The organism is Couchioplanes caeruleus (assembly GCF_003751945.1).
Lineage (GTDB): Bacteria > Actinomycetota > Actinomycetes > Mycobacteriales > Micromonosporaceae > Actinoplanes > Actinoplanes caeruleus.
This window is the reverse complement of the sequence record NZ_RJKL01000001.1, coordinates 5,698,619-5,712,642: the sequence shown is the minus strand read 5'-3', so window position 1 is coordinate 5,712,642 and position 14,024 is coordinate 5,698,619. Positions and strand designations below refer to the sequence as shown.

The 14,024-nt window shown below is 71.1% G+C and carries 13 protein-coding genes; 4 read left to right on the top strand and 9 right to left on the bottom strand.

The annotated features are described in order from the left end of the window. Position 1: 1 nt before the first annotated feature. The 5 genes from EDD30_RS25550 to EDD30_RS25530 form a co-directional block, all read right to left on the bottom strand. Entirely contained in the window at positions 2–370 is a 369-nt protein-coding gene (locus EDD30_RS25550) for a hypothetical protein (RefSeq protein WP_244945400.1), read from the bottom strand. 101 nt (positions 371–471) lie between these two features. Beyond that, positions 472–1,230, bottom strand: coding sequence for a 3-oxoacyl-ACP reductase FabG (gene fabG, locus EDD30_RS25545; protein WP_071804197.1), 759 nt, complete (start codon positions 1,228–1,230; stop codon positions 472–474). Positions 1,231–1,294: 64 nt separating this feature from the next. Then, a complete protein-coding gene (locus tag EDD30_RS25540) occupies positions 1,295–2,941 on the bottom strand; it encodes an alpha-amylase family protein (RefSeq protein ID WP_071804199.1) in 1,647 nt (548 codons plus the stop codon). A gap of 12 nt (positions 2,942–2,953) precedes the next feature. Next, entirely contained in the window at positions 2,954–3,937 is a 984-nt protein-coding gene (locus EDD30_RS25535) for a hypothetical protein (RefSeq protein ID WP_071804201.1), read from the bottom strand. Then, on the bottom strand, positions 3,934–4,278 hold the full coding sequence (locus tag EDD30_RS25530) for a PadR family transcriptional regulator (RefSeq protein ID WP_071804211.1): 345 nt from the start codon (positions 4,276–4,278) through the stop codon (positions 3,934–3,936). Before EDD30_RS25530 ends, EDD30_RS25535 begins: the two co-directional genes overlap by 4 nt. A gap of 95 nt (positions 4,279–4,373) precedes the next feature. Between EDD30_RS25530 and EDD30_RS25525 the strand changes: the two genes are divergently transcribed. Beyond that, positions 4,374–5,012, top strand: a complete 639-nt coding sequence (locus EDD30_RS25525) for a DedA family protein (protein ID WP_071804203.1) — start codon at positions 4,374–4,376, stop codon at positions 5,010–5,012. A gap of 28 nt (positions 5,013–5,040) precedes the next feature. Here EDD30_RS25525 and EDD30_RS25520 read toward each other — a convergent pair whose 3' ends face one another. Together EDD30_RS25520 and EDD30_RS25515 are read right to left on the bottom strand one after the other, a co-directional pair. Beyond that, positions 5,041–6,210, bottom strand: coding sequence for a carbohydrate-binding protein (locus EDD30_RS25520; RefSeq protein ID WP_071804205.1), 1,170 nt, complete (start codon positions 6,208–6,210; stop codon positions 5,041–5,043). 15 nt (positions 6,211–6,225) lie between these two features. After that, on the bottom strand, positions 6,226–7,482 hold the full coding sequence (locus EDD30_RS25515) for a chitinase (protein WP_123678511.1): 1,257 nt from the start codon (positions 7,480–7,482) through the stop codon (positions 6,226–6,228). Positions 7,483–7,682: 200 nt separating this feature from the next. Here EDD30_RS25515 and EDD30_RS25510 point away from each other — a divergent pair, with 200 nt between their 5' ends. From EDD30_RS25510 to EDD30_RS40900, 3 genes are all read left to right on the top strand, one after another. Further along, the gene (locus tag EDD30_RS25510; protein ID WP_084557354.1) at positions 7,683–8,849 is read left to right on the top strand and encodes a carboxylate-amine ligase; all 1,167 of its coding nucleotides are present in this window, start codon (positions 7,683–7,685) and stop codon (positions 8,847–8,849) included. After that, the gene (locus EDD30_RS25505) at positions 8,846–10,225 is read left to right on the top strand and encodes an FAD-dependent oxidoreductase (RefSeq protein ID WP_071808703.1); all 1,380 of its coding nucleotides are present in this window, start codon (positions 8,846–8,848) and stop codon (positions 10,223–10,225) included. The genes EDD30_RS25510 and EDD30_RS25505 overlap by 4 nt, the downstream gene beginning before the upstream one ends. 118 nt (positions 10,226–10,343) lie before the next feature. Beyond that, positions 10,344–11,879, top strand: coding sequence for a polysaccharide deacetylase family protein (locus EDD30_RS40900; protein ID WP_244945399.1), 1,536 nt, complete (start codon positions 10,344–10,346; stop codon positions 11,877–11,879). A gap of 150 nt (positions 11,880–12,029) precedes the next feature. On the opposite strand, the gene EDD30_RS25495 is transcribed toward EDD30_RS40900, so the two are convergent. After that, positions 12,030–12,839 carry an Fpg/Nei family DNA glycosylase gene (locus EDD30_RS25495; RefSeq protein ID WP_071808717.1) on the bottom strand — a complete coding sequence of 270 codons (810 nt, stop codon included), beginning with the start codon at positions 12,837–12,839 and terminating at the stop codon, positions 12,030–12,032. A gap of 304 nt (positions 12,840–13,143) precedes the next feature. Further along, positions 13,144–13,953, bottom strand: coding sequence for a LolA-like protein (locus EDD30_RS25490; protein WP_071808704.1), 810 nt, complete (start codon positions 13,951–13,953; stop codon positions 13,144–13,146). Between the last annotated feature and the right edge of the window lie 71 nt (positions 13,954–14,024).

Here is a 14,024-nt window from a genome sequence, read left to right as displayed (position 1 = left end):
CTCAGCCGCCCGACTTGCCGGACGAACCGCCGCCCTTGCCGACGACGCTGGTCTTGATCGTGCCGTTGCTGATCCTGCCGGACGACGGCAGGCCGAACGACGACCGTGCGGCCTTGTCGTTGTAGGCGAACTTCGACCCGCCCGCCGGAAGCCGGGAGCCGACCGGGTAGCCGGAGCGGTAGCTCGACGAGTGCCAGATGAAGAACCCACCGCCGCCACCGCCGTCGTTGTCGTCGTCGCAGTAGTCCTCGTCGACGATGACCCCGTTCTCGTCGGCGCAGTAGAAGCCCTCGTCCTGGTATTCGTCGCCGTTGTCGCAGGCCGCCGCCCCACCCGCGGCCAGCAGCAGGAACGTGCTCGTCAGAGCCACGCTACGAGAGCTCATCCGTCGATTCACAGTCGGCTTCTCCGCCCTTTCCCTCGTATCGGGGTCGCATCATCAGTTGTAGCGACCCCGATCAAGACAGGGCGCTACGCGCGTGGCCCGCCGGCCACGTAGATCACCTGGCCGGATACGAACCCCGCTCCCTCACTGACCAGGAAGGATACGGTGTTCGCCACGTCTTCGGGACGGCCCGCGCGGCCGACGGGAATTTGGCTGATCGCCGCCTTGGTGAAGTCCTCGAAGCTCATCCCGACGCGCGCGGCGGTGGCGGCGGTCATGTCGGTGGCGATGAAGCCCGGGGCGACCGCGTTCGCGGTGATGCCGAAGCGGCCGAGCTCGAAGGCCAGGGTCTTGGTGAAGCCCTGGATGCCGGCCTTGGCGGCGGCGTAGTTGGCCTGGCCGCGGTTGCCGAGCGCGGACGTGCTGGACAGGCTGACGATGCGGCCGAAGCCGGCGTCGACCATGTGCTTCTGCACCGCGCGGCTGAACAGGAACGCGCCGCGCAGGTGGACCGCCATGACGGTCTCCCAGTCGTCGTCGCTCATCTTGAACAGCAGGTTGTCGCGCAGCACGCCGGCGTTGTTGACCAGGACCGTCGGGGCGCCGAGCTCGGCGACGACCTTCTCCACCGCGGCCGCGACCTGGGCCGGGTTCGACACGTCGGCGCCCACGGCGAGGGCGGTGCCGCCCGCCTCGCTGATCGCTTTGACCGTCTCGGCGCACGCGGCCTCGTCGAGGTCGACGACTGCCACGGCCATGCCGTCGGCGGCGAGCTTCTGCGCGGTCGCCGCGCCGATGCCGCGCGCGGCTCCGGTGACGATGGCTACCCGACTCGGCTGGGTCATTCCTGGGCCTCCCACAGATGAACCTCGGTGATCGGCCGACTCTAACCCAGTTGTTACCGGTGAGTTAGGGCCTGCGGCACAGCCGGATCCAGCGGTATCCGTAGCCCGTGATCGGCAGCGCGTCGAGCTTGCCGGGGTCGGGATACTCGCTGTCGGCCAGCACGTCGTTGGGGAACTCCGCCTCCGGACCCAGCGTGCCGAGATCCACGACGCCGTCGTCCGGGCCCAGATTGTGCAGGAACAGCATCGTTCCGGTGCGGTCGTCCGCGCGGTGCACCAGCACCCCGGGCGGCGCCGGGACGTCGACGTGCGTGCAGGAGCCGCTGCCGACCTCGGGTGCCTCCCGCAGGGTCCGGATCATCCGCTCGAACCAGGACAGCAACGACATCGGGTCGTGGCGCTGGAGCGTGACGTTGACCTGCTCGTAGCCGTACTCCGGGTCGGACACCACGGGCCGGACGAGGTCGCCGGGCGCCGCGGTCGAGAAGCCGCCGTTGGGCAGGGAGGACCACTGCATCGGCGTACGGATGGCGTCGCGCCCCCGCTGCGAGAGGTCGTCGCCCATGCCGATCTCCTCCCCGTACCGCAGCACCGGGGTGCCCCGCAGGCTGAACTGCAGCGCGTACGCCAGCTCGATGCGCCGCCGGTCGCCGCCGAGCATCGGGGCCAGCCGGCGCCGGATGCCCCGGCCGTAGAGCTGCATCTCCTCCTCGGGGCCGAACTCGGCGAGGATGTCGCCGCGCTGCTCGGCGGTGAGCCGGGAGAGGTCGACCTCGTCGTGGTTGCGCAGGAACGTCGCCCACTGGCCGCCGGACGGCAGCGCCGGCGCGTCGCGCAGCGCGTCGATGATCGGCTCGGGGTTGCGGCGTGCCAGGGCGAGCATCAGCCGGCCGTTGAGCATGAAGTCGAAGAGCATGTGGATGCGGTTCGACGAGCCGGAGGGGTCCCCGAAGAAGTGCTTGAGCTCGTCGGGCTCCACGTTGGCCTCGGCGAGCAGCACCGCATCGCCCTTGCGCCACTGGATGTGCTGGCGCAGCTCGGTGAGGAACCCCAGATCCTTCGGCGACGCCGGGTTGCCCGGCTCGGTCTCCTCGATGATGAACGGCACCGCATCCATCCGGAAACCGGCGACGCCCAACTGCAGCCAGAACGCGCAGATCTTCTTGATCTCCTCCCGGACCCGCGGGTTGGCGATGTTGAGGTCCGGTTGGAACTTGTAGAACCGGTGGTAGTACCACTGCTTGGCGGTTCGGTCGTAGGTCCAGGTCTCATCCTGTTCGCCGGGAAAGACCATGCCCTGGTGGCGGTCCGGCGGCGGGGTCTCGGACCAGACATACCAGTCACGGTACGGCGAGTCCGGCGACGACCGGGCGGCCTGGAACCACGGGTGCTTGTCCGACGTGTGGTTGACGACCAGGTCGATGATCACCTTGATGCCGCGGTTGCCCGCCTGGTGCAGCAGCTCGGCGAAGTCGCCCAGGTTTCCGAAGCGGGGGTCGACGTTGTAGAAGTCCTCGACGTCGTACCCGTCGTCGCGGTTGGGCGACGGGTGGATCGGGTTGAGCCACAGGCAGGTGACGCCGAGCCGGGCGAGATAGTCCAGCCGCCCGATCAGCCCGCGGATGTCGCCGACACCGTCGCCGTCGGAGTCGGCGTACGTGTCGATGTCCAGGCAGTAGATGACCGCCTTCTCATACCACCGGTCGCTCATGCCTCAGGTATGTCACCTCGGCGCCCGCCGCGGAAACATCACCCTCGCCGCTTCCCACCCTCCGAGGGCTGCCAGCCCCGCCAGCAGGGGCAGCCCCAGCAGGAAGAGGGCCTGGGTCAGCACGACCTCCCAGGTCACCTCGAACACCCATTGCATGCCGGCGGCCTGCGCGAACCGGTTCTGCGCATACGGCACGGCGAGGACCGCCGCGACCATGACCGCGAGTCGCCGCCGCATCCGCGGCCGCGCCTGCCGGAGCCCGGCCATCAGGGCGACTCCGGCGGCCGCGTAACCGGCCGCTGCGAGACCGGCGGCCGCATAGCCGGAGAACGCATAGTCGACCGGGTTCTGGGAGGACAGCACCGCGACGGCACCGGCCAGCACGATCGCGCCGACGGCCAGGAGCACCCCCCGGCGGCCCAGGACCGAGGTCGTCGTCCGCCCCCGCCGGGCCACCGCGAACAGCACCGCGGTGAGGGGCGCGAGGATGAGCAGCCATCCCCTGTCGATCCAGTGCCAGCGGTCCTGCCAGGAGGCGATCACGCCGATCTCGATGACGGCCGCGGCGGCCGCCATGACGGCAGCCGTACGCCGGAGCCCGGCGAGCGCGGCGACGACCACCACCGACCACGCCACCATCCGCAATGTGGGATCGAGCGAGAAGACATATCCGGACCAGGAGTGTCCCCACCACACGCCGCTCCACACTCCCCAGGCAAGCCGGCGGGCGGACACCGCCGCGAGGATGAGGGCGGCGAGGAAGCCGACCGCGGAGGCGGCGTCGCGCCAGCCGGTGCCGCGCTGTCGCGCGCCGCCGCGGATGATCCGTGCGGTGAGGCCGGAGCGCAGCAGGTCGGCGACCTCGGCGACGGTGGGACGGCGCCGGCCGGGCTCCGCGCCCGCCAGGAGCACACCGAGCATCTCTTCCTCGTAGTCGAGCCGGTGCTCTCGGGGGTAGGCCGCCAGCAGCCTCCGGTAGTAGGCCTCGAGCGTCACGAGAACGCCGCACCTGGCCGCTGGCGGGCGCGGAGGCGGCTCTCGGCGAGGGTCGCCTGTGTGCGCAGCCGGTTGGTCTCGGCGGCGAGCCGCTTCTCGCCCACACCGGTGAGGCGGTAGTAGCGGCGCAGCCGGGACTGCACGATCTCCTCCCGGTCCACCTCGATGAGGCCTTCGCCGCGCAGCCGGTCGAGGGCGGCGTAGAGCGTGCCGGCCCGCAGCCGGACGCGGCCGTCGGTCATCGTCGCCACGTCCTCGATGACGGCGTACCCGTGTTGCGGGCTCGCAGCGAGGGCGGTGAGGACCAGGAAGGTCGGCTCCCGCATGGGTGCGTCGGTCACGCCGGCGATCATATACCGATGACAGGTATATACGCTAAGCGATTCGTAGGGTAGAAGGCGGGTACCTGGAAACGATCCTCGCGAAGGAGCGCCGCATGACCGATCCCGGCACACCCGGTGGCGTGACCGGATGGGTCGCGTCCGTGATCGATTCGCTGGGCGAGCTCGGCGTCGGCCTGCTCATCGCGCTGGAGAACCTGGTCCCGCCGATTCCCAGCGAGATCGTCCTGTCCATGGCGGGCTTCCTGGCCCACCAGGGACGGGTCAGCCTCGTCCTCGTGACCATCGCGGCGACCGCCGGCTCGGTGGGCGGCGCCCTCCTGCTGTACTGGCTGGGGTACGCGCTCAGCGAGGAGCGGCTGCGCCGCTGGCTCGACCGGGTCCCGCTGGTCGACGCGGACGACCTGGACACCGCGGACCGGTGGTTCGAACGGCACGCGGGGGCGGCGGTCCTGTTCGGCCGGATGGCCCCGGTGGTGCGCAGCCTGGTCAGCATCCCGGCCGGCGCCAACCACATGCCGCTCGGCCGGTTCGTCTTCTTCACCACGCTGGGCAGCGGCATCTGGAACTGCCTCTTCGTCGGCCTCGGGTATGCGCTCGGCTCCCGCTGGCAGGACGTCGAGCGCTACAGCCACTGGTTCGACTACGCGATCTGGACGCTGATCGTGGTCGCCGTGGGCGGCTGGGTGGTCAAGAAGCTGCGCAAGCGGCGCCGCGCGGCCGCGAATCGGTGAGATCCACGGCCGCGGGCGCCGGTACGCCTCAGAAGCCGGCGCTGATTCGGGTGAACTCCCAATCGGCCTGGGAGATGCCGCTGCAGTGCGAGACCACACCGCCGCCGGGGCACGGCCGGTCCCGGTTGACCGCCCAGAAGCTGAAGCGGGCGAGACCCCTGCTCTTCGCGTAGTCGCGGATCTGGGTCCACGTCTGCGGCGTGGTGAGCTCGTGCTGGTCGGAGAGGCCGTTCATGCCGGAGATGCCCAGGTGGCTGTACGCCTGCGCGTCGCTCCACCCGAACGTCGACTTGAGCAGGTTCTTCAGGCCCTCGGAGGCGTTGACCGTGCTGGCGTACATGTCCGCGCCGCCGCCGAAGTCGAACGGCATCTGGGTGAAGATGTCGATGTTGGCGCCGAGCGCCTTGGCCTGCTGGACCAGGCGCGTGCCGTAGTAGTTGGGCCCGGTCGTCGTGGTGCCGAACGTCAGGATCGTCTTCACGGACGGGTTCCGCTGCTTGACGATCTTCAGGGCGTTGAGGATGCGGTCCTGGACCACGGTGTTCTCGAACTCGTCGGTGTTCTCGATGTCGATGTCGATCGCCTTGAGGCCGAACGTGTCGATCACCTTCTGGTACGCCCCCGCGAGCGCCTCCGGGGTCGGGCAGTTCGGACCGAGCTTGTTGCCGCTCCAACCGCCGATCGACGGCACGATGCTGCCACCGGCCGCCTTGATCGCGTTGATCGTGCTCTCGTGCACGCCGCCGGTCAGGCCTCCCTCACCGTCCCAGACCGGGTTGCAGCCGTTGGCCAGGACGAAGGCGATGGTGAAGGCCCTGATGCCGGTGGCGTTCATGACGGTCGACGGCGCCGGCGGGTTGCCCCAGCCCGGATAGATGTACGGCGACGACGGCATCTTGCCGCCGGTGGGCGGCGGCGGGTCGGTCGGAGGCGGCGTGGTGCCGCCGCACGTGCCGTTGTCGGCCCAGACGTCCCACTGACCGCTGTGGGTCGCCGGGCTCTCGTTCTGGGTCCACCACTTCGCGGTGTAGTTGCGGCCCGACTGCGAGGCCATGTTGCCTTGGGTGTAGACCGCGCTCGCGCTCCACGCGGGAGCACATGCCACGGCGGCGCTGGACGCGGTGATCGGGACGAGGGCGGCGGCGGTGCCGGTCAGGGCCACGGCGAGGGCGGCCAGGAGCCTCAATCTCAGTTTCATGGGGATGTTCTCCGCTCAGGGCAAAGCGTGGACGTGGGGGGATACGGCGTTGGCCCATCCGTTGCCGGCGGTGACGTCCCAGTTGATAGACCAGGTCATCGCGCCGCGCAGGCCGGGGTAGGTGCGTGGGGGACGGAAGGAGCCGCAGTTGGTGCCGCGGGCCAGGCAGTCCATCGCCTGGTTGACGACCGCGGGCGAGACGTAGCCGCCGCCGGCCGCGCTCGTCGTCGCGGGCAGCCCGATCGCGACCTGGTCGGGGCGCAGGCCGGCCTCGAGCTGGATGCAGGTCAGGGCGACGATGAAGTTCACCGAGCCCTGCCCGTACGCGGCGTTGTTGTCGCAGCCGAGCATCGCGCCGGAGTTGTAGAACTGGGTGTGGACGACCGTCAGGATGTCCTTGATGTCGAGCGCGAGCTTGAAGTACGAGCCCGCCGGGTTCTGCATGTCGATGGTCTGCGGCGCCATCGTGATGATCAGGCTCGGTCCGACCTTGGCGCGCAGGCTCCGCAGCGCCTGGCCCATGGCGGCCGGGTTGAGGCCGTTCTCGAGGTCGATGTCGACGCCGTCGAAGCCGTAGGTCTGCATCAGCGAGTGGACCGAGTCGGCGAAGTTCGTCGCGGCGGCCGGGTCGTTGACCGACACCGAGCCCTTCTCACCGCCGACCGAGATGACAACCTTCTTGCCACGCGAGTGCAGCGTGGCGACGTCGGCCTTGAACTGCGCGTCGGTGTAGCCGCCGACGCTGGCGGACAGGCCCGGGTCGATGCCGAAGGAGACTGCGCCGGGCGTGCTCGTGGCATCGGCGAAGGCCACCGCGATCAGGTCGTAGGTGCTCGGTACGGCGGCGAGCTTGATCTCCTTGGCCGGGTTGTCGAAGTTCTGCCAGTAGCCGGTGACGAAGTGCCGGGGCAGCGAGCCGGCGGGCGGCGGGCTGGTGGGCGGGGTCGTGGGCGGGGTGGTGGGGGGCGTCGTGGGGGGCGTGGTCGGGGGCGTGGTGGGCGGGGTCGTCGGCGTCGTCGTGCCGCTGCACGTCCCGTTGTCCGCCCACACGTCCCACTGACCACTGTGGGCAGTCGGACTCTCGTTCTGGGTCCACCATTTCGCGGTGTAGTTATGGCCGGACTGTGACGCGGACATGCCGTTGGTGTAAACCGCGCCCGCGCTCCAGGCTGGAGCGCACGCGGCCGCGGCACCGGCCGACGAGGCGATGACGACGGCAGAACCGCTGGCAGCCAGGGCGACGGCCGCGGCGAGGACTAAGGATCGGCGCATGCGATGGCCTTCCGCTGGGGGTCAGCCAATTATTAGGAGTGTTAACAGAGGATGTAAAGGCATTGGTGAACTTAACTTTCTATTGAGGCTCCCCGGCCGGGCGACATGGACCCCGAAGCCCGGCGGCGGCACGGAGGTTCGCGCTACCTCTGGGAAGAGACGGTCGTTTTCGGGCGGAGGGCGGAGGGTACTTGCGGCTCATGACGACGGCGGAACCTGCGGCGGGAGCGACCACGATCTCCGAGGAGATGGCCGGGGAAGCGCGGGCCCAGGGACTGCTGACCCTCGGCGTCGAGGAGGAATACCTGCTCGTCGACGCGGTGGAGCCCCGGGCGGTCGAGGCCGTCGACGAGGTCTTCGGCCACCTCGGCTCCGACATCCGCGACTCGGTCCAGCACGAGTACATGCGCAGCCAGATCGAGACGGCCAGCCCGCCCCAGCTCGACCTGGGCGGCCTCCACGACGCCATGAGGCGCCTGCGCTCCGGGCTCGCCACCGCCGCGGAGGCGGCCGGCGCGCGCCTGGTGGCCGTCGGCGCGGCACCGGCCTCCGGCCCGCACACCCGGACGGTGGACCTCGACCGCTACCACCGGATGCGGGAACGCTTCGGCGACCTCTCCCCCGGCGCCGGCCTGAACGGCATGCACGTACACGTGAGCGTCCCGGACCCGGAGACCGGCGTGCAGGTCCTCAACCACCTGCGCCCCTGGCTGCCGATCCTCCAGGCCGCGGCGGCCAACTCCCCGCTCTTCGCCGGCCATGACACCGGGTACGCGAGCTGGCGCTCGATGCTGTGGGAACGCTGGCCGACCGTGGGCCCGGCGCCCTATCTCGAATCCCACGAGCACTACGAGACGCTGGTCGCCGATCTGCAGGCGAGCGGTGCGATGCTCGACGAGGGAATGCTCTACTGGTACGCCCGCCTGTCGGCGAACTACCCCACGGTCGAGATCCGCATGGGCGACGTCTGCCCGTCGCTGGACGACACGATCCTGCTGGCGGCCCTGGCGCGTGCCCTGGTGGGGACGATCCTGCGCGACGTCAACGCCGGAAAGCCCGCGCCGAACGTGCCGCACCCGCTGCTCATGGCCGCGCACTGGCGCGCGGCGCACGACGGGCTGGAGGGTCTCAACATCGACATGGCCACCCGCGAACCCCGGCCGGCCTGGAAGCTGATGCGGCAGCTCTTCGACTGCGTACGCCCGGAGCTCGAACGCCACGGCGACCTGGAGACGGCGACGGTCCTGATGGGCCGGCTCCGCGCCCAAGGCACCGGCGCCGCCCGGCAGCGCGCCCTGCTGTCGCAGCGCGGCTCGATCGCCGACGTCGTCGACTGGCTCGCCCGCACGACCGCGGACACGCGGTGAAACTCGTCGTCGTCGGCGGCGACGCCGCCGGGATGTCCGCGGCCTCACAGGCCCGCAAGCGCCGCGGCCCGGACGACCTGGAGATCGTGGCGTTCGAACGGGGCCACTTCACGTCCTACTCCGCCTGCGGCATCCCGTACTGGATCGGCGGTGCCGTCGCCGACCGCGACGCCCTGATCGCCCGGGAGCCCGCCGCCTTCGCCAAGGCCGGCATCACCGTACGGATGCGGCACGAGGTCGTGGCGATCGACCTGGACCGGCGCGAGGTGATCGCCCACGACCTGGAGGACGGCGGCGAACGCCGCGAGGGCTTCGACGAGCTGGTGTACGCGGCCGGCGCCGTCCCGGTCACGCCGGACTGGGCGCGCATCGACGGCGGCGGCGTCTTCGGCGTGCAGACGCTCGACGACGGCGCCGCGATCCAGGCCTGGCTCGACCGCGATCCCCGGCCGCGCCGGGCGGTGGTGATCGGCGGCGGCTACGTGGGCGTCGAGATGGCCGAGGCGATGATCCGGCGGGGGCTCGAGGTCACCCTGCTGGAGAAGTCCGGGCAGCCGATGTCCACCATCGACCCGGACATGGGCGAGAAGGTGCGCGAGGCGATCTGCGGGCTCGGCATCGAGGTCCGCACCGGGACCCGGGTGCAGGGCCTGGAGACCGCGCACGGGCGGGTCAGCGCGGTCGTCACCCCCGAGGGGTCGCTGCCGGCCGACATCGTGGTCCTCGGCCTGGGCGTACGCCCCCACACGACGCTCGCCGAGGAGTCCGGCATTCCGGTCGGCGTGACCGGCGGCCTGCGCACCGACCTGCGGATGCGGGTGGTCGGCCCGGAAGGGCGCGTCGACGGGCTCTGGGCGGCCGGGGACTGCGTCCAGACGGTGCACCGGATCAGCGGCCAGCCCGTGCACGTCCCGCTCGGGACGCACGCGAACAAGCAGGGCCGGGTCGCGGGCATCAACCTCGGCGGCGGCTATGCGACGTTTCCGGGAGTCATAGGTACGGCGGTGACGAAGGTCTGCGATCTCGAGGTGGCCCGTACCGGGCTGACCGAGCGGGAGGCGGCGGCCGCGGGCTTCGCGTTCGTGACCGCCTCGGTGGAGTCGACGAGCCGCGCCGGCTACTACCCGGGCGCGAGCAGGATGCTGATCAAGCTGATCGCGGAGCGGCGTACGGGCATGCTGCTGGGCGCGCAGATCGTCGGCCGCGCCGAAGCCGCCAAGCGGATCGACTCGCTGGCGATAGCGGTCTGGAACCGCATGACGGTGGAGGAGATGACCGGCCTGGACCTGAGCTACGCGCCGCCGTTCTCACCGGTCTGGGATCCGGTGCTGATCGCGGCCCGCAAGGCGACGGACGAGGTCCACGCCTCCCGGTGACCCGCCTTGAGCAATCCTGTCCGACGGCAAGCCGCTGACCTGCATCGATTACCGTCAGCCATACATTGATCACGAATGCGGTCTCGTTTTCGATCTTGCCGCACGGTAGGCATGACGAATGCCGCCGCATCCCCCCGAATATCCGGCGCCGCAGCAGGGCCCGCGACACGCGGCCGGCCCGGCGCACCCCGCGCTGACCGGCGGCGTCGGCGCCTTTCCCCACGTCGGCACGCTCGACGGCCGTCGCCCCGCCCACGCCGACCACGAGCACTCCGGCGACGAGACCTCGCTCGGTCGGCACCGCCGCCCCGAGTCGCCGGCCGGCCCGATCGCCCTGCGTCCACCCGCGACGCAGCGCATCGCCGGCGGCCGGCGCCGCCCCGCGGTCCACCGTGTGCCCGACGCCGATGTGCCCGACGCCGATGTGCCCGACGCGGACCTGACCGACCGCCGGAGCGAGCGTTTCATCCCCCGGCAGGCCGCGCGCGCCGCCCGGGGCCGGCACGCGGCCGCCGACCAACTCGCCATCACCGTGCGACCGCTGCCGGCGGTGCTGGACGCGGCCGGCGCCGTGCGCGACTGGGCCCGCGCCGACACCGGCAAGCGGCCCGCCACCGGCGCCCACCGTGCCCCCGGCACCCTGCCGATCGAATCCTGGCTGCTCATCGGCCGGCACCGGCAGCAGGCCCTGCTCGGTGCCCTGGTCGCCGTCGGCCTCATGCTCGTCGTCGTGCCGATGCAGCAGGGCGGCGACACGACGGTGACCGCGGTCAACGCGGCGGAGAACTCCGTCGTCGCGCCGGCCAGGTCCCCCGGGAAGAAGCCGGGGAAGGAGGCCGAGGCGGCCACGCCCACCAGCCCGAAGTCACCCCAGGACACCCCGGCGAACCCGCCGGCCCCGGCCGACCCGTCGGCCCCGCCCGGGCAGAACCCGGCGGCCCCGGCACCGTCCGCCCCGGCGACGGCCCCCGACCCGGCGACCGTCCCGATCCCCGAGGGCGACGGCCCTGCCAACTCCCTGCGCACCACCGGCACGGAGACGGTCTCACTGACCTTCGACGACGGCCCCGACCCGGTGCAGACCCCCAAGATCCTCGCTCTCCTGGAGGAACACCAGGTCACGGCGATGTTCTGCGTCGTCGGCGAGCAGGTCCGCAGGCACCCCGACATCGTCCGCGACATCGCGGCCGCGGGACACGCGCTGTGCAACCACACCTGGAACCACAGCCTCACGATCGGCAAGGACGACCCGGACGAGATCCGCAAGGATCTGATTCGCACCAACGACGCCATCCGCGCGGCCGTCCCGGACGCGAAGATCCCCTACTTCCGGGCACCGGGCGGCAACTTCACCGACCGCCTGGTCCGCACCGCGTACGCCGAGGGCATGACGTCCCTCTACTGGGAGGTCGACCCCCGCGACTGGGAGCGCAGTGCTTCGCAAACCGGCGAGTCCCACGTGGACAAGATCATCCGGGAGGTGACGGACAACGTCCGGCCCGGATCGATCGTGCTGTCCCACGACTTCGCCCAGCCGGACACCGTCGAGGCGTACGAGACGCTGCTGCCGCGACTCCGGGAGAACTTCACGCTGGGCCTCCCACCCGGACCCACATCTCCGCCCGCGACGGCTCCCGCCTCCACCACGCAGTAGCCCGGACGCGGCGCTTCCTCCGCGGGACTCGGACTCGGGCTCTCCTCGCCGCGCCCGGACTCGGGCTCTCCTCGCCGCGCCCGGACTCGGGCTCTCCTCGCCGCGCCCGGTCGCCGGGGCCTCTGGCGGTTCGTTCACCGACTGGGTGGGTCAGCCGGGTTGGCAGGTCGGGCACCAGTAGAGATTCCGGCCGGCCAGGGGCCCACGCTGCACCGGCGTCCCGCACACCAGGCACGGCTGTCCGGGCCGGCGGTACACGTACACCTCGCCGCCGTGCCGGTCTACCCGCGGCGCACGCTGCATGGCCTCCGGCGTGTGCGCGGTGTGCACGGTGTCGATCCGGCCCCGCAGGACACCCTCCTTCATGAGGGCCCGCAGGTCGTCCCACATCTGCTGCCAGCACGCCGCCGTGATGCGCGCTCCCGGCGTCGTCGGTGCCAGCCCGGCCCGGAACAACACCTCGTTCGCGTAGATCAACCCACACCCGGCAACCACCGTCTGGTCCAGCAGCAGCGCAAACACCGGCTTCATGCTGCTTCGCACCCTGCCGTACGCGGAAAGCGGATCGGCGTCGTCCCGCAACGGATCCTGGCCCAGCCGCGCCCGCAGCACCGCCACCGCCCCGGGCTCGAGCACCTCACACGCGGTGGGGCCGCGCAGCTCGAGCCAGTGCCCGCCGCCCGCCATCCGCATCCGCACCTGCCCCACGGGATCGGGTGCGGGCGCCACACCGTCGGCGAACTTGCCGTACAGCCCGAGATGGATGTGGAGGCTGAGCTCCCCGTCGAAGTGATGCAGCAGATGCTTGCCGTACGCCTCGGTGTCGATCAACCGGCGGCCACTGATCAGGGCCGCCCCGGCACCGAACCGCCCCTGCGGGCTGTCCACGGCGACGACATGTCCGGCGAACAACTCTCGATGCCGCCCGGCAAGACGATGAATGGTGTGTCCCTCTGGCACGGTCCGCAACGGTAGCCGATGCATCAACCATCCGGCCCGCGCCGCCTTCCCGGACGCGCCGCCCGCTCGTCAGCGTTCCCGAGCACGCAGGTCACCCCGCCACGCAGCTCATCCACGCGCCGGCTCGTCCCCGGCCGGCGCCGCTCACCCAGACACCGAGCTCGTCGCCCACGGGCGCCGCTCACCCAGACACCAAGCTCGTCGCCCACGGGCGCCGCTCACCCAGACACCAGCTCGTTCCGGCGAGCGGCCCATTCACCAGGCGCACGACTCGCTCGCCCGGGGACGCCGTTGGTGAGCGACCTCAGCCGCCCAGGGTGGGGTAGAGGCTGTCCGGCGCCTCGATGATCTGGGCGGCCGGCGGCCGCTTCGCATCCACCGGGGTGCCGTAGTCGGAGTACAGGACCTCGAGCGGCTGGGCCTGCTGCCCGTTCACGGCCGGAAACTGGATCGTCAGGGCGGAGAGCCGGCCCTGCTCGTCGAGGCCCGCGGTGAACGGCACGTTCTGGGCCTGGGAACCCAACGAGCTGACCATCTTCTGGTCGACGCCGACGACACCGGCGACCTTGGTGAGATCGAGCGTGCCCCGGAAGCTGCGCGGGTCGACCCGCTGCACGTCGGTCGTGGAGCTCAGCAACTGGGCGGTGTTGGCCGGATCGATCTGCCCCGGTCGCAGTCCGACGTTGGCGCCCTCGGGCAGCCGGGACACGTCCACGTGGGTCCAGGTGCCGGTCTTCGTGATGCCGGGGATCTGGAGGTAAAGGTCCTGGTCCACGAGCAAAGTCTTGATTTCGATCTTGGTATTCGACCCGGTGATGGCCACCGTGGCCGTCCCGACACCGTTCGGCGCGTCCATGAGCCCGTTCAGGTTCAGGCCCGGCCCGGACGTCATGGACACCTTGAAGCTTGTGGTGCTGAGCTTCGCCGCGGCATCGGCCAGCGCGGCGGCGGCAGCGGGGTCGGCGACGCCCGCGCTCGCGGACGCACCGGGAACACTTCCGGAGGGAGTACCAGCGCCCGGGGTCGCCGCATTGTCGGCGGAGCACCCGCCCACGGCGAGAGCTACCGCGGCCAACGATGCAAGGCCCAGCCCTGCTGCACGAGCCGTCCGCATGTCATCCCTCCTTGCACCCGTCATCGCCGTCGTGACGAAGGCTCACCCCATGCCCGATCCGCCGCCTCACC

What these genes read in the sequence shown, in the direction of transcription:
- EDD30_RS25540 (WP_071804199.1), bottom strand. Translation starts at nt 2,941, where the DNA reads ATGAGCGACCGGTGGTATGAGAAGGCGGTCATCTACTGCCTGGACATC.
- EDD30_RS25490 (WP_071808704.1), bottom strand. Translation starts at nt 13,953, where the DNA reads ATGCGGACGGCTCGTGCAGCAGGGCTGGGCCTTGCATCGTTGGCCGCG.
- EDD30_RS25525 (WP_071804203.1), top strand. Translation starts at nt 4,374, where the DNA reads ATGACCGATCCCGGCACACCCGGTGGCGTGACCGGATGGGTCGCGTCC.
- EDD30_RS25510 (WP_084557354.1), top strand. Translation starts at nt 7,683, where the DNA reads ATGACGACGGCGGAACCTGCGGCGGGAGCGACCACGATCTCCGAGGAG.
- EDD30_RS25515 (WP_123678511.1), bottom strand. Translation starts at nt 7,482, where the DNA reads ATGCGCCGATCCTTAGTCCTCGCCGCGGCCGTCGCCCTGGCTGCCAGC.
- EDD30_RS25520 (WP_071804205.1), bottom strand. Translation starts at nt 6,210, where the DNA reads ATGAAACTGAGATTGAGGCTCCTGGCCGCCCTCGCCGTGGCCCTGACC.
- EDD30_RS40900 (WP_244945399.1), top strand. Translation starts at nt 10,344, where the DNA reads ATGCCGCCGCATCCCCCCGAATATCCGGCGCCGCAGCAGGGCCCGCGA.
- fabG (WP_071804197.1), bottom strand. Translation starts at nt 1,230, where the DNA reads ATGACCCAGCCGAGTCGGGTAGCCATCGTCACCGGAGCCGCGCGCGGC.